This is a genomic window from Psychrobacter sp. TPE 89C, from assembly GCF_055522395.1.
On sequence record NZ_JBVFXW010000051.1, the window covers coordinates 1 to 19,602 of the forward strand.

At 43.0% G+C, this 19,602-nt stretch carries 16 protein-coding genes and 1 tRNA gene; 3 read left to right on the forward strand and 14 right to left on the reverse strand.

Going from position 1 to position 19,602, the window contains the following annotated elements; all coding sequences use genetic code 11:
- Positions 1–32: 32 nt before the first annotated feature.
- The 11 genes from lpxA to rimO all read right to left on the reverse strand — a co-directional run bounded on the left by lpxA (position 33) and on the right by rimO (position 13,279).
- On the reverse strand, positions 33–812 hold the full coding sequence (lpxA, locus tag ACZW67_RS12255; protein ID WP_465183474.1) for an acyl-ACP--UDP-N-acetylglucosamine O-acyltransferase: 780 nt from the start codon (positions 810–812) through the stop codon (positions 33–35).
- Positions 813–997: 185 nt separating this feature from the next.
- The gene (fabZ, locus tag ACZW67_RS12260; protein ID WP_110922367.1) at positions 998–1,507 is read right to left on the reverse strand and encodes a 3-hydroxyacyl-ACP dehydratase FabZ; all 510 of its coding nucleotides are present in this window, start codon (positions 1,505–1,507) and stop codon (positions 998–1,000) included.
- Positions 1,508–1,559: 52 nt separating this feature from the next.
- Positions 1,560–2,576 (reverse strand): UDP-3-O-(3-hydroxymyristoyl)glucosamine N-acyltransferase, encoded by a 1,017-nt coding sequence (gene lpxD, locus ACZW67_RS12265; RefSeq protein ID WP_465183475.1) that lies wholly within the window; start codon positions 2,574–2,576, stop codon positions 1,560–1,562.
- Positions 2,577–2,662: 86 nt separating this feature from the next.
- Positions 2,663–5,050 carry an outer membrane protein assembly factor BamA gene (gene bamA, locus ACZW67_RS12270; protein WP_465183476.1) on the reverse strand — a complete coding sequence of 796 codons (2,388 nt, stop codon included), beginning with the start codon at positions 5,048–5,050 and terminating at the stop codon, positions 2,663–2,665.
- Between the two features lie 264 nt (positions 5,051–5,314).
- Entirely contained in the window at positions 5,315–6,691 is a 1,377-nt protein-coding gene (gene rseP / locus ACZW67_RS12275) for an RIP metalloprotease RseP (RefSeq protein WP_465183477.1), read from the reverse strand.
- Between the two features lie 110 nt (positions 6,692–6,801).
- Positions 6,802–8,007: a 1-deoxy-D-xylulose-5-phosphate reductoisomerase gene (gene ispC / locus ACZW67_RS12280; RefSeq protein WP_465183478.1), complete on the reverse strand. Its 1,206-nt coding sequence runs from the start codon at positions 8,005–8,007 to the stop codon at positions 6,802–6,804.
- 92 nt (positions 8,008–8,099) lie between these two features.
- A complete protein-coding gene (locus tag ACZW67_RS12285) occupies positions 8,100–8,909 on the reverse strand; it encodes a phosphatidate cytidylyltransferase (RefSeq protein WP_465183479.1) in 810 nt (269 codons plus the stop codon).
- Between the two features lie 191 nt (positions 8,910–9,100).
- Positions 9,101–9,859 (reverse strand): polyprenyl diphosphate synthase, encoded by a 759-nt coding sequence (gene uppS / locus ACZW67_RS12290; RefSeq protein WP_465183480.1) that lies wholly within the window; start codon positions 9,857–9,859, stop codon positions 9,101–9,103.
- Between the two features lie 217 nt (positions 9,860–10,076).
- Complete coding sequence (frr, locus tag ACZW67_RS12295) at positions 10,077–10,631, reverse strand: ribosome recycling factor (protein ID WP_110922360.1); 555 nt, start codon at positions 10,629–10,631, stop codon at positions 10,077–10,079.
- A gap of 146 nt (positions 10,632–10,777) precedes the next feature.
- Positions 10,778–11,503, reverse strand: a complete 726-nt coding sequence (pyrH, locus tag ACZW67_RS12300; protein WP_110922359.1) for a UMP kinase — start codon at positions 11,501–11,503, stop codon at positions 10,778–10,780.
- A gap of 183 nt (positions 11,504–11,686) precedes the next feature.
- Positions 11,687–13,279, reverse strand: a complete 1,593-nt coding sequence (gene rimO, locus ACZW67_RS12305) for a 30S ribosomal protein S12 methylthiotransferase RimO (RefSeq protein ID WP_465183481.1) — start codon at positions 13,277–13,279, stop codon at positions 11,687–11,689.
- A gap of 133 nt (positions 13,280–13,412) precedes the next feature.
- Between rimO and ACZW67_RS12310 the strand changes: the two genes are divergently transcribed.
- The 3 genes from ACZW67_RS12310 to ACZW67_RS12320 all read left to right on the forward strand — a co-directional run bounded on the left by ACZW67_RS12310 (position 13,413) and on the right by ACZW67_RS12320 (position 16,957).
- A complete protein-coding gene (locus tag ACZW67_RS12310; RefSeq protein ID WP_465183482.1) occupies positions 13,413–14,744 on the forward strand; it encodes a two-component system sensor histidine kinase NtrB in 1,332 nt (443 codons plus the stop codon).
- A gap of 101 nt (positions 14,745–14,845) precedes the next feature.
- Positions 14,846–16,657, forward strand: a complete 1,812-nt coding sequence (locus tag ACZW67_RS12315) for a sigma 54-interacting transcriptional regulator (protein ID WP_465183483.1) — start codon at positions 14,846–14,848, stop codon at positions 16,655–16,657.
- A 215-nt stretch (positions 16,658–16,872) separates the two neighbouring features.
- Positions 16,873–16,957 (forward strand) — tRNA-Leu (locus ACZW67_RS12320).
- 224 nt (positions 16,958–17,181) lie between these two features.
- Here the strand turns inward: ACZW67_RS12320 and ACZW67_RS12325 are convergent.
- The 3 genes from ACZW67_RS12325 to ACZW67_RS12335 form a co-directional block, all read right to left on the reverse strand.
- Positions 17,182–17,580 (reverse strand): ribbon-helix-helix domain-containing protein, encoded by a 399-nt coding sequence (locus ACZW67_RS12325; RefSeq protein WP_465183484.1) that lies wholly within the window; start codon positions 17,578–17,580, stop codon positions 17,182–17,184.
- A 30-nt stretch (positions 17,581–17,610) separates the two neighbouring features.
- The gene (locus tag ACZW67_RS12330; protein ID WP_465183486.1) at positions 17,611–18,171 is read right to left on the reverse strand and encodes a DJ-1/PfpI family protein; all 561 of its coding nucleotides are present in this window, start codon (positions 18,169–18,171) and stop codon (positions 17,611–17,613) included.
- A 168-nt stretch (positions 18,172–18,339) separates the two neighbouring features.
- Positions 18,340–19,395, reverse strand: coding sequence for a serine/threonine protein kinase (locus ACZW67_RS12335; RefSeq protein ID WP_465183485.1), 1,056 nt, complete (start codon positions 19,393–19,395; stop codon positions 18,340–18,342).
- Positions 19,396–19,602 lie beyond the last annotated feature (207 nt).

The window sequence follows — 19,602 nt, forward strand, 5'->3', positions numbered from 1 at the left end:
GCTACTAATTTTTAGCGCATTTTATTCTATTTTTAACGTACCACGCCACGACGGCTTTTCTGTAATGAGTCAATGAGCAGTTGAATTTTTGGCTCTTGTGGCAACAGCTCATTATTCAAAACTTCTAGCGCTTTTATGGTCGTCAAACCCGATCTAAAAATTGTACGATAGGCTTCGCGTAAAAAGTTGATGGTCTCTTTTGACCAGCCTTTACGGCGCATACCTTCGATGTTCAGACCATGCGCTTTTGCCGGATTACCAGATACCATTGTAAAGGCAGCCACGTCTTTTAGAATTAAGCTCGCCCCACCGATCAAACTATAGTCGTCCACCGTACAAAATTGATGAATACCTGAGTTACCACCGATAATCGTATGATCACCAATCGTGACATGGCCTGCCACACCGACATTATTCGCCAATACATTATGATCGCCAATCACACAATCATGAGCCACATGCGTATTGACCATCAGCAGATTGTGGCTACCAATTTTGGTCAGCTCACCATCTTGTGCCGTACCACGGTGTAAGCTACACGCCTCACGAATGGTATTATGATCGCCAATCTCAAGCCAGGTGCGTTCACCTGCGTACTTCAAATCTTGTGGATCTTCACCAATGCTAGCAAACTGGTAAATTTGATTGTGCTGACCGATACGAGTTAATTTGGTGACGACTACATGTCGGTGCAAAACAGTATGTGCACCAATAGATACCTCATCACCAACGATACAATATGGACCAATGGTGGCAGTCTCATCAATCTGAGCGGACGGTGAGATGAGTGCTGTTGAATGGATCTGACTCATAATGTGGGCCTTTGTATCATCTGATGCGAGTAAATGGTAAAAATACAGCCAACTTAGCAGTGTTTAAAAAGCTAAAATTGGCTCTGCTATTATATAAAATATTCAATGGTTATTCTGATTGTCCATTTTGAGATAGCTATTTAGATGCTATCGCTCACTATGGACGCTATCATTATCAATCAGTACTATTGCTCTTGGCGAGCAATCATTATTTGAGCGCTAGCAGCCAACTCATCGTCGACATGTACGGTACAATCAAACTTATAAATACCACGCTTTTGCATGACTGTTTTGGCACGAATAGTTAGCTGATCACCAGGGATAACACGGCGCTTAAAGCGAACCTTGTCTACGCCTGCAAACAGATATAGATAACCATCTTCTGCCGTGAGCCCCGCACTAATAAATCCAAGAACGCCTGAGACTTGAGCCATGCACTCTACCATTAATACCCCTGGCATAATCGGCTCATCAGGAAAATGACCATTAAAGAATTCTTCATTAATCGTCACGTTCTTCACGCCAGTAATGCATTCTCCAGGTGTACAATCAATAATCTTGTCTACCAAGAGAAAAGGATAACGGTGTGGCAAATAATGCTTAAGCGTATGATAAGTTAATGGTAACTTAAGACCTTGCTCATCTAAACTTTTAATATTGTCATCATTTAAAATATTTATGTCTTGGCTGCTCATAATGGCGCTTCCTTGCTATGTGTTGAATCTTTATGATTTGTTTGTAGTGGCGCTAATCATGGCCAAGCTGACGAAAACGTACTGCAGCACGTCGCCAGTTAGCCGTCGGCATTGCAGCCGTTCCAGAGGAATATGAACCAGCAGTTTTGATGGATTTGGTTACCATCGTCATTCCAGACAAGGTTACATCATCTGTGATCTCAATATGACCAGTAATGCCAACAGCACCACCAATGATGCAGCGCTTACCTATTCGAGTACTACCAGCGATAGCCGTTTGGGCAGCAATCGCACTACCATCACCGATATGCACGTTATGAGCAACTTGCACTAGATTATCAATAATCACATTATTACCGATAACCGTATCATCAATGGCACCGCGATCGATACAGGTCTGGCTACCAATTCGTACATAGTCACCGATCATTACACGCCCTAATTGAGCGATACGCTCCCAGCCTGTGGTGCTAGGATCAGTGGTTGGTGCAAAACCAAACCCTTCTGAGCCCACACTTACACCTGCATGCAATCTGACATGATTACCAATGATGCAATCATGTCCAATAACCACGTGTGATTTTATAATACAATCAGTGCCTACTGTAGTATTTGCCTCAACGACCACATGAGCAGCTAATGAACTACGCTCACCAATATGCACATGGTCACCGATCACACAAAAAGGACCGACACTGACATTATTACCAATAATCGCACTATCAGCAATCACTGCACTAGGATGAATCTCGTTAGACCGTAGTTCGCGACTGAATAGCTGACTGGTACTCGCATAAGCCAAATACGGACTTGCGACCACTAGCGCTACCGCTGATGAGGGTACTTGATCACTATACTCTGCAGTGACTAGCACTACCCCTGCCTGACTACTAGCAAGACTAGAAGCATATCGAGCACCCGCTAAAAAGCTCAACTGCTGATGATTAGCAGTGCTCAGACTACCCACACCATCAAGCTCTTGACGTAATTGTTCAGCGTTAATTTCAGTCTTGTTGGTAATCGGCTGACGCTGCTCAATCCGAGTGATAATTTGCTCTATCGTTATCATAGTGACTATTAATATTGTTATGAATAAGGCAATTGCCAAGCTGAAAAATCATCTTGGCAATCTATTACTGTCTAACGGATATAGCGCTAGAACGTACTACCAATCTGGAACTGAACTTTTTCAGTCTCATCGCCTTCTTTATCACCGATAGGCATGGCATAACTGAGTGAAATAGGTCCAATAGGGGTATACCAAGTGATACCCGCACCCGCGCTATAGCGTAAACTGTTGTCTTGAGTGATTAAAGACACACCTGTATCCTCAAAGGTTTCATCTTCTTTACCAGTGGTATCAAAGACTTGTCCACCTTCAGCAAACAATACTGGACGTACTTGATCTGCCCAATCACCTTTAAATGGCATTGGTAAAATTAGCTCGGCACCGAAAGTTGCCAGTGCATTACCACCAACTTCTTCACCCGTAGTTTCTATGTCATTTTCAGCATAATAATAATTTTCTGATCTAGGCCCAAGCGTAGAAGATTCGTACCCACGGACTGAACCATAACCACCAGCATAGAAGTTCTCATAGAATGGCAAATCATTACCATAGCCAAGCTTGGTATAGCCGCGTGCGATAAAATCTTTATATATAGGATAATAAACATTACCGCTATAGGTTAATTTCTGGTAGCTGGAATCGCCAACGCCAACTGTTGCATCAATTGCGTGGCTCATACCTTTGGTCGGAAATACTGGGCGATCTAGCGTGCTGTAATCCCAGCCAAATAGTAAATTATAAGTCGTATAGTCATTTTTAAAACTAGCATCACCTGCATCATCATAGTATGTGGCCGTGCCACCATCTTCTAACAGCTCTTGAACGTTGGAAATTCCAAGGTATTTACCACCACGTACGGTCGTATTATCAACGTTCAAACCAGCACTGACTCGCTTGGTTTCGTCAATTGGATAGCTGTAATTAAGCGTAGCACCAAGGGAATCTGTCACATAGTTACTAACGTTATCATCATCATATTTGGTCTTACGATAATAAGCACTCAGACCCTGAGAAACACCATTTTCAGTAAAGTACGGATCGGTATACCCTAAGCTATAAGAGTCAACGGTTTCTGAGCGTGACAACGCAGCTTTTACACGGTTACCAGTACCCATAAAGTTATTCTGAGTCAAATCTAACTGGAATGTCACACCGCCGCTTTGTGAATAACCTGCAGCAATAGTAGAGCTACCAGAAGGCTGCTCTTCAACCACATAGTTCACATCAACTTGGTCTGGCTGATTAGGTACTGGTTTAACATCGACAGTCACACTTTTAAAGAAACCAGTACGCATCAAACGTGTGCGTGACAGCTGAATCTTGTCATTAGAAGACAGTGTGCCTTCTAACTGACGCATTTCACGGCGAAGCACTTCATCTTGGGTTTTAATGTTACCTGTAAAGTTAATGCGACGAACATAGATAGGACGTGCAGGGTCGATGAAGTAATCAATCTCGACCATTTTGGTATCATCATTGATACGAGGCACAGGTCTGACTTGCGCTAAATAGTAACCTTCATTACCATAACGACTCTTAAGCGCTGCGGTAGTCGCATCTAACTTGGCTTGTGAATACGTTTCGTTAGGGGCAAAAGTAACCAGCTCTTTTAGCTCATCGTTATCAAACGTTGGCTTGCCTAAGAAATTAACGTCGCCGAACTGATATTGTTCACCTTCATTAAGACTCACTTCAATAAAGATGCTATTTTTATCTTCACTAATATTAAGCACGGCATTGTCTACTGCAAAACGCACATAACCATCATTTTGATAGAGCGCTTTTAGGTTTTCTAAACTAGCGGCCAGCTTCTCTTGAGCATAGCGGTCAGATTTAGAGATCAGATTTTTCCAAGACGATTCTTTTACCGCAAATACGTCTTTGATTTCTTCATCGCTGAAATGTTTATTACCAATAACATTGATATCAACAACTTTAGCAGGATCACCTTCGACGAAGCGTACCTCTAACTTAACACGATTGCCGTCAAGTAGCGTTTGATCCACTTCGATATTACTATTGTAGTAACCTTGGCTGATGTATTGCTGCTGTAACTCGTTAGCGACGCCCTGTAGTGTGGCCTGTTTAAGCACATCACCTGCAGTTAGGCCAGCATTCTTCAGTCCCTGCTCAAGCCCTTCTTTTGGAATAAGCTTATTACCTTCAAAAGTCACCTCAGCAATGGTTGGACGCTCAACGACATCAAATCGTAGCTGACCGCCTTCGACACGACTTTGAATGTCAGCGAAATTTTCAGTCGCATATAGCGCCTTAATACTCGCTGCCAAGCTACTGTCACTCACCGTGTCTCCTACCGAAATAGGCAGAACCGGATAGAGGCTATCGGGGGTTAGGCGTTGTAGACCATTAAAACCGATGTCAGTGACTACAAACTCTGCAGCATGTACTGGCATACTCATCATCGCTACAACTAACGGCAACCCTGCCGCGCTCATAAATAAAGGCGTACGCATAAACACTATCCGTCAATAAAAAACTTGCTTAAGTTAAGTTAAAAAGCACGTATTGTCTAGCCCATTGCATATGAGATTTTTAACTCACATGAGGGAGACTCAGAACACTTTATATAAAATGCATCACAAAATAAACTAAAAATTACGATTAGTACAGAGACCATGAGATGAAGCACTATCATTTATCATAGCAACAATCAGTCTATGATAGGCGTAAAGCCATTAGTACATAATGCCTTATCATTTATATTAGCTATCATTTAATCAAAATAGCCGACTGATATCATTACCAATTGCTAACACCATGAAACCTGCCAGCAAGAGTAAACCGATATTTAGACCAATCATTTGCACGCCTTCTGAGAGTGGCTTACCGCGAATCAATTCAATAAAATGATAGACGATATGACCACCATCCAATACAGGAATGGGCAAAAGATTCAATACCGCCAGACTCAAACTAATCAAAGCCGCAGTAGACAGTACCATCTGCCAACTGATATCAAAACTCTGTTTGGCAACTTTGGCAATCGTGATAGGACCTGACAAATTATCCAACCCAATCATGCCCGACAGCATTTTCCCCATTGAGCTAACCGTCATTACTGCTAGCTGTTCTGTCTTCTCAAATGACTTTACTAATGACTCACCAGGACCATAGACGACTGTGGTTTTGTACGCATCAGGGACCACAATCTCAGACTGTACCACCATAGCACCAATTTGGCCATAATCGTTACCTAAGTTATCTTTTTTACCTTGCGGCATAATCTGCAATTGCACAGATTTGCCATCACGTAGAACCGTAAAATTAAGCAGCGTTTCAGGGCTATCGCGGATGATACGGGTAGCACTGATCCAGTCTTTGATTTCTATATCATTAATAGCCGTAATGCGATCGCCGACTTTTAGCCCCTGCCGACTGGCAGCGCCATCAGCGCTCAAATCACCCACTATCGGGGCAATGTCTGGTTGCCACGGCAGCATCCCAAAGCTGGTCAATGCATCTTTGCCTTGAGCCGCGCCTTGCATAAATTGCTGCACGGGCGCTTGATACGTTTTGGTCGAGTTATCAGTTTGAACAGCTGATTGCACCGTGATACTCACATCATCTGTTTCGCCCATACGTCCAGCCAAACGATAATTAACACCTTCCCACGTTTGCACATCATGACCATCGATCGCAACAATTTTACCACCAACAGGTAGCTGCGCCATAGCAGCAGGCGTATCAGGCAATACGCTGCCAATTTTAGTCGCTAATTGCTCTGATGGCGTCATAAACAGTACCCAAAACAGCGCAATAGCAATGACAAAATTCATGATAGGGCCAGCAGCAGCAATCGCAATCTTCTTTAGCGGATGCTGATGATTAAATGCCAAGTGTTGCTCATCTTTGGCTACTTCACCTTCACGCTCGTCGAGCATTTTGACATAACCACCTAGTGGCAATGCCGAAATGCGATAATCAATACCACTTTTTTTACTGGTCCAACCAAACAGCTTAGGCCCAAAACCAATAGAGTAAGTCAGCACCTTAACGCCGCACATACGTGCCACGATATAGTGACCCCACTCATGCAATGCAATAAGCGGACCTAAGACAAATATTGCTGCAAGGAGCGTTAATAAAAACGTCATGATCTTTTCTCAGTATGATTTCTTAGCATCTTTTATCAACATCTTTGCTAGGGCATGCTGAACATCGTCTTTTGACTAAAAGCTTTTTTCTGCGATTATACTAATTACGATTATGCCAACTTTGCTACAAGCTTGTCAGTAAGATGCCGCGCTATCTTATCAATCGTTAATATATCTTCTATATCAGCAGTTTCAGTCAATGGTGGCACCTGAATGTCATTTAAGGCTTGCTCATTGATATCCGCAATATCAGTCAGACGAATTTGTCCATCTAAAAATGCAGCCACCGCGATTTCATTCGCAGCATTGAGTACAATAGTCGCTTGCGTACCCGCTTGCATGGCTTGACGTGCTAGACGTAAACACGCAAATTTTTGCAAGTCTGGCTTGATAAATTCTAATCCGCTGAGCGCATATAAATCCAATGGCTGCGAGCCACTCTCAATTCGGTTTGGATAGCTGAGTGCATGCGCGATGGGCGTTTTCATATCTGGGCTGCCCAGCTGCGCTAAGAAGCTACCATCGCTATATTCTACCATTGAGTGAATGATACTTTGTGGATGAATGACCACATTTATCTTATCCTCAGTCAAATCAAATAAATGACAAGCTTCTATTAACTCCAAGCCTTTATTCATCATCGTTGCAGAGTCGACGGATATCTTTTGACCCATTGACCAGTTTGGATGTTTGACTGCCTGAGCGACGCTTGCCTGTTGCATCTGCTCAAATGACTGCTGCAAAAATGGCCCACCAGAGGCGGTCAACCATAGCTTACGTACGCCATGTTCTGACTGATGGATTTGGGTATTGTCTTGCTGAATAGCGAGTGGTAAGCACTGAAAGATAGCATTGTGTTCTGAATCAAGCGGTAGCAAAGTGGCATTGTGCATTTTGACAGCATTAATCATTACCTGCCCTGCCATCACCAGCGCTTCTTTATTGGCAAGTAAAATACGCTTGCCTGCACGAGCGGCGGCTAAAGTAGAAGGCAGCCCAGCAGCACCCACAATCGCGGCGACCACGGTATCAGTTTGCGAGTCAACGGCGATATCTATCAGCCCTTGCTCGCCGCCCACGACATCGATGTCCAGACCTGCCGCACTGAGACGCTTAGCAAAATCATCAACGGCTGCTGTCGGTACGCTGACGCGTTTCGGTAAAAACTGTTTGCAGAGGGCGAATAACTTGTCTAAACGGTGATAGCCGGACAAAGCATAGACCGTGTACTGTGGTTGTGCTGCTAATATTGCTAACGTACTATCGCCAATTGAACCTGTTGCGCCTAGTACGGCGATGCGTTGCGTCATAACCATTGATGCCTATGAAGGATACTGTGAAAAATAAAAATAAATAAACGCCTTGATTTTTAAGCGCTTTGATTTTTGAACGCTCTGACGTTGATGCTTTATACGACGATCAAGCCAAATTGTTGTATCGCCCAAAAACCAAGTGCAAATATTGGTGTGGCAGACAATAGCGAATCGATACGATCCAATATGCCGCCATGACCTGGAAGAATCGTTCCCGAGTCTTTGACATCAGCACGGCGTTTGAGCATCGACTCAAATAGGTCACCAAGTACTGATGCTAAAATCGTTATCGCTGATAATGCCACAAATGTGATTAATGGCACACCAGTCAATTGTAGTTTAAAGACACTAATCCCAATGACGACTAGCAAGCCTGTGACCAATCCGCCAGCCAGTCCTTCCATGCTCTTATTAGGCGAGACATTTGGTGCCATCTTGCGACGACCGAGCTTGCGACCGACAAAGTAAGCGCCACTATCTGCACACCAGACCAATAAGAATACATAGAGCAACCACCATGCCGACAGTTGCCACAAATAAAACATAGCTGTAATCGATGCGGTCAATATCACAGCACCCATCAAGGCCAGCTTCTTTCCATACCAATTGGTGTGCGTTGGAAATACTCTAACCCAAGACAGCGCCATCAACCATATGGCAAGTGACGCCACCCACCAAAACAGCCAAGTCACTTTAAATATAAGAGAAACTAAAGTCAGCACCAAGACTAGCAATACAAATACAGCAGGCTGACGCCACTTAGGCATCAGCTTCGTCCATTCATGAGCCGCAATAATCACGCCAACGGCTAAAAGGGGTGCAAATAAAACAGGGGTTTGGCTCGCAAACATTGCAATACCAACGATAATAACGAGAACAATTGCCGTCTTAATTCGTTGCCACATACTTATTGAGCCTTATAATAATGAATAATGCATGGTCAAAAAGTGCATTATAGCAGCTAATCTACAATAGCCCACTAATAGCAATTAACACCCATTGAAGCGGTTTATTATTTCATAAACAACCAATATTAACTACTCATACGATAACGGCTTTGCAAAATGCTAAGTAAATGCTTAAAACGATGACTGCTTTAACTCCTATCTTGCTCTATCACTATCTGCTCACTGGTTTTGCCAAAGCGGCGTTGACGTTGAGCAAACTCTGTTACCATCATCGCCAACTCATCTGCTGCAAAATTCGGCCATAATGTTTGGGTGAAAAACAACTCAGCGTAGGCTGATTGCCACAATAAGAAGTTAGAGATTCGGTACTCACCGCCCGTACGTACTAACATGTCTACGGCTGGTTCGTCTGCTAACTGAACATACTCACCGAGCATTTCTTTATTGATATCATCAGCACGTAACTGTCCTGACTCTACTTGCTGTGCCAACTGTTTTGCAGCATTCGCAATATCCCACTGTCCACCATAACTGATAGCGATAACCAGTGTCATGGCGTCAAAGTCTGCCGTTTTTGCTTCAGCATCTGCCATCAATGCTTGTAAGTCAGCACTTAGTTGACTGCGATCGCCGATGAAACGCAAGCGAATACGGTACTCATACATGCGTGGTATTTGCTCATGAATGGTCGAGGCCAACAGTTGCATCAGCAGTGCCACTTCACTAGCTGGACGTTGCCAGTTCTCACTAGAAAACGCAAATACTGTCAACACCTCGATACCAGCATCCACACAATACTCAACAATGGGATCTAGTGCGTCTTTGCCAGCGACATGTCCTTGGCCTTTTCCCAAATCATTGGCTTTGCCATATCGATTATTGCCATCCATAATGATAGCGATATGACGAGGAAGAATAGTGGGAGCCAAAATGGCTGAAGTGGACATAGGCGAGCTTGCTTATTGTTGAGGTAAGATAATAATAACGTGTGCGAGGGTGATTAAAAAGCGTCAGACAGACAATTCATAAACTTATCATAATTCAGTCATCAGGCGCTTAGCACTCACGCAATAATAAGCAGCCAATAGCGTTGGCACATTGGCTGCTTAATGTTAGAGAAACGACTTAGCTAACTATTGTCATAAATAACAATAAAATTAGTTTTTAGACGTCCATCAAATCGCTTTCTTTTTTGGTCAAGCTTTTATCGATTATTTCGATGTATTTGTCCGTGATTTTTTGGATATCATCACTAGCGCGGCGCTCGTCATCTTCTGATATTTCTTTTTCTTTTGCTAAGTCTTTAATATCATTCATCATATCACGGCGAATATTACGGATGGAGACTCGGCTGTTCTCAGCTTCTCCACGCGCAAGCTTTTGCATATCGCGGCGTGTTTCTTCTGTCAATGCTGGCATCGGTACACGAATCACATCAGCCGTCATTGGGTTTAGACCCAAATCTGCTTCACGAATGGCTTTATCGATCGCTTGTACCATAGTACGATCAAACGGTTGAACAAGCAGTGTACGTGAGTCTTCAACGTTGACACTTGCGACTTGGTTGAGGGCGGTGTCAGAACCGTAGTAACTGACCATCACACCTGACAACATACCTGGATGGGCACGGCCTGTGCGAACTTTACTGAAAGTGCTCTGAAGCGCTTCCAACGTTTTTTGCATACGTGCTTCGCCGTCTTGCTTAATCTCTTTAATCATTATGTGTCCTTATTTATCGCTATCGATAAATCATTCATTGTTGTAAGTTATGTCAGTCACTATTAATCATTAGTATTGATTATCAGCGACTGACGTAACTTTAATTATTTACGTTGTGATATTAGTGCTGGGCATATCAAAGCAGATTAGTGATAAACACGTGTGCCTTCATTTTCACCCATAATGACATTTAACAATGCATTAGGCTTGGTCATATCAAAAACTTGTAGCGGTACGTTGTGCTCACGGCACAAGGCAATAGCGGTTAAATCCATGACGCCAAGCTTCTGCTCTAGCACTTCGTCAAACGTTAAACCGTCGTATTTGACCGCATCAGCATGTAGACTTGGGTCTTTGTCATACACACCATCGACTTTGGTCGCTTTTAAAATCAAGCCCGCTTCGATTTCGATGCCGCGTAAGCAAGCAGCAGTATCAGTAGTGAAGAATGGATTGCCTGTACCCGCCACAAAAATGCAAACATCACCATTTTTCAGATAACGAATCGCGTTACGGCTGCTATAGCTTTCGGTCACTTCACCAATAGGAAGTGCTGACATCAAGCGTGTTTTAATATTGCGGCGCTCAAGGGCATCACGCATCGCCAAACCATTCATAACCGTCGCTAGCATGCCCATTTGATCGCCTGTAACGCGGCCGACCAACCCTTCTTTTTGTAATTGGGCACCGCGATATAAGTTACCACCACCGACCACGATACCAACTTGGACACCAAGTCCACGCAAATGGGCAATAGATAAGCTCATTTTATCAAGCACTTCGGTATCAATACCCATGTCTTTGCCACCAGCTAAAGCTTCGCCAGAGAGTTTTAGCAAAATACGAGAGTAACGCGGGTTTTTGTCAGACATGAGATCACCTTGTTATCATTAAATTATAATTAAAGTTATCGGTAAAATACAAATGGAGTTTGCCTTTGGTCTTGACGACACCGACATACTTGATGATAAGCATGCCAAAAGGCTAAATTGCGCTAATTGTAGCAAAAACTGCCCTTTGTGGGGCAATTTTCACTTGTCTATCGTGTTAGGTTTTTAGCCTTTGTAGCTGCCAAACAAATCATACTCACTGGCATCGTCAATAGTGACGGTTAAGAACTGCCCTACTTTGACTTGTGCAGTGATGTCGTCAACGTAGACGTGACCATCAATTTCAGGCGCATCCGCATAGCTACGGCAAATCGCAATACCTTCTTCACTGTCAATCTCATCGACCAATACCATCAAGGTTTTGCCGATTTTTTCTTGTAGTTTTTGCGCTGAGATATCTTGTTGTAACGTCATTAAACGCTCGTAACGAGACTTTTTAACGTCTTCAGGTACATGATCTGGCAAATCATTGGCCACAGCACCTTCAACTTCTGAATAGGTAAACGCACCAACGCGATCAAGACGAGCTTCAACCAGCCAATCAAGTAAGCATTGGAAATCTTCTTCTGTCTCACCAGGGAAACCAACAACGAAGGTTGAGCGAATAACGATATCAGGGCAAATTTCACGCCATGCTTTGATACGTGCTAAGGTGTTTTCACTATGCGCTGGACGTTTCATTGCTTTTAGGATGCGATGACTGGCATGTTGGAAAGGAATGTCTAAATAAGGTAAAAGTTTCTTTTCACCCATTAATTCAACGACTTTATCTACATGCGGGTATGGATAGACATAATGTAGACGTACCCAAATACCTAGATCATTCAACGCTTTGCATAAGTCATAGAACTTCGACTTCAGCGGCATACCATTCCAAAAACTGGTCTTATACTTTAGATCCAGTCCATAAGCGGAAGTGTCTTGCGAGATAATTAATAATTCTTTCACGCCAGCATTTTTCAGCGCCAGTGCTTCATTCATGACGTTGTCAATCGGACGTGAGTCCAAGTCGCCACGTAAGCTTGGAATAATACAGAAAGTACAACGGTGGTTGCAGCCTTCAGATATTTTTAGATAAGCATAATGACTTGGGGTCAATTTGATACCCGCCTCATTGATCAAATCTATTTTAGGATCATAGTTTGCATCTTTACTACGATTTGGCTTTGGTACATGCTGGGCAACTGCTGTAATGACTTCGTCATAAGCATGCGCGCCCGTCACGGCAAGTACAGCTGGGTGCATTGCACGGATTTTATCTGCTTCTTTACCTAAACAACCCGTCACGATGACCTTGCCGTTTTTGCTAATAGCTTCACCGATTGCATCAAGCGACTCTTGTACCGCTGATTCAATAAAACCGCAAGTATTGACCACGACCAGATCCGCACCTTCATAGTCACTGGCTACTTGATAACCATCACGGCTCAATTCGGTGATGATACGCTCGCTATCTACCAATGCTTTTGGACAACCTAATGACACAAAACCAATTTTTGGCGCTGCACTAACCGGCATCGTAGCAGTCGCATTGGCAGTCGTTACATCACTACTTTGTGCGATACTACGATTTTGATTGTGGTTGGCTTTATGATGGTAAGGTTGTTTAGAGTCTGTTTGACTGACATCTGACTGACTATCTTGCGCTATATTTGGCTTGGCAGGATTAAAAATAGTGGCAGTGTCTTTTGGAGCGATAGAAGCTGACGGTGAGGTAGTAATAGTCGGATTGACCGACTCGGTAGAAGTTTTGGGCATGGCTAACCTTGCTAGAGATAAAGTGGCTGTGCGCATTGTACGTTTTTTTTGCAAAAATCGCCAGTTTTGCCGCTCTATAGTGTTGATTTATGGTTAAATATTATATTGAGTATTTTTTTGTAGGCGCCGACCCATGACAACCCATTTGACAACCGCAAAATCGACACCTGATTTGGCATTCATATCACAGCATTTGTTCACAGCTATCTTGTGGGTCAATGAAGATCTCTCTATTACTTGGCTAAATGCTCAAGCCGAACAACTACTGGCTATCAGCAGTGGAAGGCTGCTCAATCAACCTATATTGGCATTACTCTCGCCCGAAGAATTAAAACCAAAAGACAGCCCTAGCATCAATAACGACGAAGTCTATGAGCAAAATTGCTCTTTAGCCGAAAGGTTTGAACTAGCGAAACAGTATCAGCAACCATTCATTGATCATGATCACATCATAAATACGCAATTGAATGGTAATTTATCGTTTTCCGTCGACTATAGCGTGACGCCGCTCATCTACGAGCAGAAGACATACTTTATCATCGAGATGTGGGGCAAAGATCGCCAAAGCCGTATCTCAGAAGAGCAACGTCAACAGCAACAATATGGTGTAGCCCGTCATATGCTACGGTCAGTCGCCCATGAGATAAAAAACCCGCTGGCTGGCATTCGCGGTGCTGCACAACTATTACAACGAAAATTTATCAAATTCAGCGATGATGCCAATCTTAATGGCAGTACTTCAACCGCTATGAGTAGCAAAAACTCTGGTTCGAATCACAATGACGACCTACAGAAGACCACTGAAAAACTACGTGGCTATACCGATATCATTATCTCAGAGACGGATCGCTTAACCCATCTTGTAGGACAGTTCCTTGGGTCTAATCAGCTGCCAAACTGGCAAACACTGAATATCCATGAACCCCTAGAGCATGTTTTGTCTTTAGTGATCAACCAATACCCTCAATTAACGCTACAGCGAGATTATGACTTATCGTTGCCTGAGCTATGCGCTGATAAAGACCAATTAATTCAAGTATTTTTAAATCTGATTAATAATGCTTGTGAGTCCATGACTGAGTTTGAACAAACACTACAACAGCAAGAGCTATCGGAAGCCAAAAAATTGCAATCGATAGATTCAGAGACTGACATTGACTGCCATATAGATTACCAACCAACCCTACATATCCAAACGCGAGTCGCCTTTCAACACACCATTATTGGACATCAACACAAACAGGTCTTACAAGTAAATATTACCGATAACGGCTCAGGGATTGATCCAGAATTGATCGGACAAATATTTTTCCCAATGGTGACTAGCCGTGCTGCAGGGACTGGTCTAGGATTATCTATTGTGCAAGATATCATCAGCCATCATCGTGGTATGATTGATGTCAGCTCCACACAAGTACAAGGTCAGCAGCAGACACGCTTTACACTATATTTGCCGTTTCATTGATCAACAATCACAGTGCAAAAAACGGATATTATTTAGAACAGTTACATCGCAAATACGACATTACCATCCTGAACCAACCCATTGCTCATTAGGCCTCATACATGACTGAATATAGCGACAAGCATAAACCTAAAAGCGATACTCAAACGGCAAACGATCAAATCCCCACTGACCAAGCCATCAAAGTGACGGTCAATAATGCCCCTGATGATAGCCCAGCGACTTTATGGCTCATCGACGATGATGCCGCATTGAGAATGGTGTTAGCAGATACTTTTGAGGATGCAGGGCTTACGGTTATTAGCTTTACCCAAGCGCAAGCAGCATGGGGACGCCTTAATGGTATCTTGCAAGAAACTGAGTCGGTCACGCAGTTACCCGATGTGATATTGACTGATATTCGTATGCCGATGATGGATGGGTTGTCCTTTAGTGATTGGGTACATCAGCACTTCCCTAAGCTGCCTATTGTCATCATGACCGCACATTCAGACCTTACCTCTGCTATCAATAGTTACCAAACAGGGGCGTTTGAATATCTACCCAAGCCGTTCGACTTAGATGATGCCGTTGCCACGATCTATAAAGCGATTAACTATCAACCCAATCTGGTGATAGAGAGTAAGGCAACCAAATCTGATACTTCTGAAACGAAAGTGACGGCTGATATAACAGCGGATATTAAGACAAAGCCTGACAATAAATCCAAGCCTATTAATCAGGCTAATACGGTCAGTAAAGTTAGCAAGGTCAGCAAAATCAGTAAAAATCCCAAACCTAAAACTGCTGTCAAAGTAGACACCAGCGCGAATGACAATCCCAGCGGCATTATTGGTCAATCGCAAGCCATGCAAACAGTATTTCGTGCTATTGGTAGATTGGCACACTCACCTATTACTGTTTTAATCACAGGTGAATCAGGAACAGGAAAAGAATTGGTCGCCAGTGCATTACATCAGCACTCACCGCGTCACCAGCAGCCTTTTATTGCACTCAATATGGCAGCCATTCCGCACGATCTGATTGAGTCTGAGCTGTTTGGCCATGCAAAAGGCGCATTTACTGGTGCGACGACGACTCGACCAGGGCGTTTCGAACAGGCTGATGGCGGAACCTTATTCTTAGACGAAATCGGTGACATGCCATTTAGCACTCAAACACGACTGCTACGTGTACTTGCCAATGGCGAGTTTTATCGTGTGGGTGGTCAGCAACCCGTCAAAGTCAATGTGCGCATCATTGCTGCCACGCACCAGAATTTAGAAGAGCTGGTCAAACAAGGCAAATTCCGCGAGGATTTATTTTATCGCCTCAATGTAATTCGCTTACCACTCCCGCCACTACGGACACGACGCGAAGACATCCCTGCACTAGCAACTTACTTTATGAAGCGCGCTGCCGAACAAATGAATACTGCACCGAAACAGCTACATCCGATGGCTGTACAGATTATGCAGTCGTTTGAGTGGCGCGGTAATGTGCGTCAGCTTGAAAATGTCTGCCTATGGTTGACCGTGATGGCGACTGGCGACACCGTCATGGCGGAGGACTTGCCACCAGAGCTGCTCGAAAACATCCCTTCTAATCTAGAGCCACATCTAGAACAAGATTTATATAGTGCTGGCACAGACAACCAAAACCCTATTCCACAAAGTCAGGTTGTTTCTAATATTACAAGTTGGCAGCAAGCACTGGCTATTTGGGCTACGCAGTCTCTGCAAACTGGAGAAACGGATATTTTGCAGACAGCGACACCTGAGTTCGAGCGTGTTCTACTGACAGCAGCACTCAATCATAGCGGTGGCAAAAAGATAGCTGCTGCCAACTTACTCGGTTGGGGACGCAATACCTTGACGCGTAAATTGCAGCAATTAGATATCACTGCATCAGAAGTGCAAAGAAATAGTGACTAAAGACGTAAAAAACTCAATTGAAAACCCTATTAATATCAAATATTTATAATATATTGACAAAAAAATCGTTAAATAATTAAAAATAATTGCAAATAGGGGTTGCCAAACTATTCAAACTCTATATAATAGCCAACCACTGAGACGCACTACCGAATCAGTTAACTATCTACGTTGTGTTTGAGTTTAAACGCTAATAATGATAGAGTAACCAAAATGGGGCTGTGGCGGAATTGGTAGACGCACCAGATTTAGGTTCTGGCGCCGCAAGGTGTGAGAGTTCGAGTCTCTCCAGCCCCACCATTTTCGGATAGTACATCTTAGACCAAATATCAAAGCCTGCTTTTAGCAGGTTTTTTTACGTCTGGAGTTTGATATTAAAACTATAAAATAACTCGCCAGATGTATTAATCTACTTTTATAACCTTTCTAAATCCTTCAACACTTCATCCATACTCTGATAGCACCTCTCTACCCGCTGCATCAATGCTTTCATGCACTTGCTATAGGCATAGCTAGGGGATGCTCTAATGAACAGAGGGGTTTTGATCACTGTCATTGAATAATGCACTACGTTGATTTTTACGGAGGGTTTCACGTTGAATTATATTTTTTGCATCGACTTTTTCTAAAGGTAATCTTGTTTCGCGGGAAAGATCGCCATCGGCTATTAAAGACAAATAACGAGAACAACAAACTCTTAAAAAAGAGGTAAAATTGCTAATATCATGATCAGCATCGAGAGATTCCAAGTATAGCTTAGTGATCAGCTGATTAACCGTCATTTGATCACGAAATGACAACTCTTCTAATATATCCCAAAAGAACACTTCTAAACGAATTGAGGTAACAACCCCCTGAATTCGAAGCGATTTGGTTTTAGAGCTCCACAAGCTATCGTCAGCCCTGATAAAAAGTTGGCACATATAATATCCTCTCTCGATACTAATTAAAGCTTATAGCAAGGCAACAAATTGCTTCAGCATAGCTGGATGGGCAGGCCACGCAGGAGCCGTGACCAGTTGGCCATCGGTAATAGCGCCATCCATAGGTAACTTGACATATTCGGCTCCAGCCATTTCTATTTCTGGCTGACACGCAGGATAAGCAGATACTTTTTTACCCTTCAATACGCCAGCAGCCGTCAGCATTTGTGGACCATGGCAGACCGACGCAATCGGTTTATTAGTATTTGCGAAATGCTGAATCATTGCAATGACCTTAGCATTCAAACGCAAGTACTCTGGCGCACGTCCACCTGGTAAGTACAAAGCATCGTAATCTGCAACATTAATATCAGCAAAAGATGCATTAAGGACAAAATTATGACCGCGTTTTTCGGTATAAGTTTGGTCACCTTCAAAATCGTGTATTGAGGTAGCAATACTATCACCTGCCACTTTATCTGGGCAGACCGCATCAACCTCATGCCCCATCGCCAGTAGCGCTTGGAACGGCACCATGTTTTCATAGTCTTCAACAAAATCACCGGTAATGATAAGTACTTTAGCCATGATATTCTCACTGTATTTTAATGAAATATTATAATGAAATACGGAAACCCAAATTAGCTTATAGCGACTTAACTTAAAATGAGCCTGAATATCCATTCAAACATAAAAAGCAACGACTGGGTAACATGTGAATACTACAAACAATCACTTTTTGAAAATTAAATCATAAACTTAGCGATTGTCTAATGACGTTAAATCTATCAGCACCTCTTCCATATTCCGATACCGTCTCTCTACCCGCTTCGCCAATGCCTTATCAATAATACATTGATAACGACTACATTCTGATGACAACTTTGGAATAGGTTGTTGACAATGCTCAATAGCCCACGCTTTCAATTTATCATTGCTATGAGCACTTACCTGAAACGGTCGCTTGCCTGTTAGTATCTCAACCATCATGATGCCAAACGCATAGATATCACTTTGCACAGTGGCACTCTGCCCTTGCCAGCGCTCAGGTGCGAGATATGCGGGTGTACCAGCAGGGCTTCCTTCCTTTATCTCGTTAAACCGCTCTGCCAACGCAAAATCAGTCAATAATAGATTAAGCATTATGCTGCTATTATCCGCACTATTTGACAAGGAGCTATCGCAAGAAGAATCTAGCAAAATATTGCTAGGTTTAATATCATTGTGTAGCCAGCCGGCATGATGCAAGTTGGCTATCAAATATGCCGATTGAGTGATGAAATGATGCTTTTGTGAAGCTATCAGTGATAGATATTTTCGCACATCCAACTGTCTCGCCAAGCTACCGTTAGAGTAATAAGGCATAACGACGATTATCAGCTTTTGAGGCTTCTCTAGTATTTGAACATTTACACAATGACGAGCTAATAGCGGCGGTGCGATAGCATTATCTTTGATTTTCGATGACGCATTTACAGCAGCTAAAACGTCTGCTTCATGAGTTAAATCGGGCGAGATACGATAAGTGTCAGCACTCAACTGCCATTTAATCATGATTTGACCAAACTGTGGATGTCGGGCGCGCGTCAGACCTTGGAAGTAAGTATTGTCGATGTTTTGCGTTTTGATACCTTGTGTTTTGACAACTTGCGTATGCTCATCTTGCGTTTGTTCTGTGCTTTGCTGAGCAATACGCTGGTGTACTATCTCACTAAAATGCTGTGCAACTAGTTCTTGCGTAATAATGGGTAATATCTGCTGAGCTTGCACCTGCAACGCTTGCATAATAGGCAGATTACTGGCACTATTTTCCATGGTATTTTCTCATAATAGGGTGAGATGACTGCCTTCCCGTTCGTATCATTTCCAAAAATAATAATAGCGTGAATAATTTTGACTAGGGCGTCTCATCAATTAGATTGTGAGACTTAAAATGAGAAAAATTGTAGATAAACAAGGAAGAAATTGCCGTTAATATGAACATATTGACAAAATTTCTGACGATGTTTAGCAAAATTTAGC

Bases quoted from the DNA above. Each gene is read 5' to 3' on its own strand.
- lpxA (WP_465183474.1), bottom strand. From the start codon at position 812: ATGAGTCAGATCCATTCAACAGCACTCATCTCACCGTCCGCTCAGATT.
- fabZ (WP_110922367.1), bottom strand. From the start codon at position 1,507: ATGAGCAGCCAAGACATAAATATTTTAAATGATGACAATATTAAAAGT.
- lpxD (WP_465183475.1), bottom strand. From the start codon at position 2,576: ATGATAACGATAGAGCAAATTATCACTCGGATTGAGCAGCGTCAGCCG.
- bamA (WP_465183476.1), bottom strand. From the start codon at position 5,050: ATGCGTACGCCTTTATTTATGAGCGCGGCAGGGTTGCCGTTAGTTGTA.
- rseP (WP_465183477.1), bottom strand. From the start codon at position 6,691: ATGACGTTTTTATTAACGCTCCTTGCAGCAATATTTGTCTTAGGTCCG.
- ispC (WP_465183478.1), bottom strand. From the start codon at position 8,007: ATGGTTATGACGCAACGCATCGCCGTACTAGGCGCAACAGGTTCAATT.
- ACZW67_RS12285 (WP_465183479.1), bottom strand. From the start codon at position 8,909: ATGTGGCAACGAATTAAGACGGCAATTGTTCTCGTTATTATCGTTGGT.
- uppS (WP_465183480.1), bottom strand. From the start codon at position 9,859: ATGTCCACTTCAGCCATTTTGGCTCCCACTATTCTTCCTCGTCATATC.
- frr (WP_110922360.1), bottom strand. From the start codon at position 10,631: ATGATTAAAGAGATTAAGCAAGACGGCGAAGCACGTATGCAAAAAACG.
- pyrH (WP_110922359.1), bottom strand. From the start codon at position 11,503: ATGTCTGACAAAAACCCGCGTTACTCTCGTATTTTGCTAAAACTCTCT.
- rimO (WP_465183481.1), bottom strand. From the start codon at position 13,279: ATGCCCAAAACTTCTACCGAGTCGGTCAATCCGACTATTACTACCTCA.
- ACZW67_RS12310 (WP_465183482.1), top strand. From the start codon at position 13,413: ATGACAACCCATTTGACAACCGCAAAATCGACACCTGATTTGGCATTC.
- ACZW67_RS12315 (WP_465183483.1), top strand. From the start codon at position 14,846: ATGACTGAATATAGCGACAAGCATAAACCTAAAAGCGATACTCAAACG.
- ACZW67_RS12325 (WP_465183484.1), bottom strand. From the start codon at position 17,580: ATGTGCCAACTTTTTATCAGGGCTGACGATAGCTTGTGGAGCTCTAAA.
- ACZW67_RS12335 (WP_465183485.1), bottom strand. From the start codon at position 19,395: ATGGAAAATAGTGCCAGTAATCTGCCTATTATGCAAGCGTTGCAGGTG.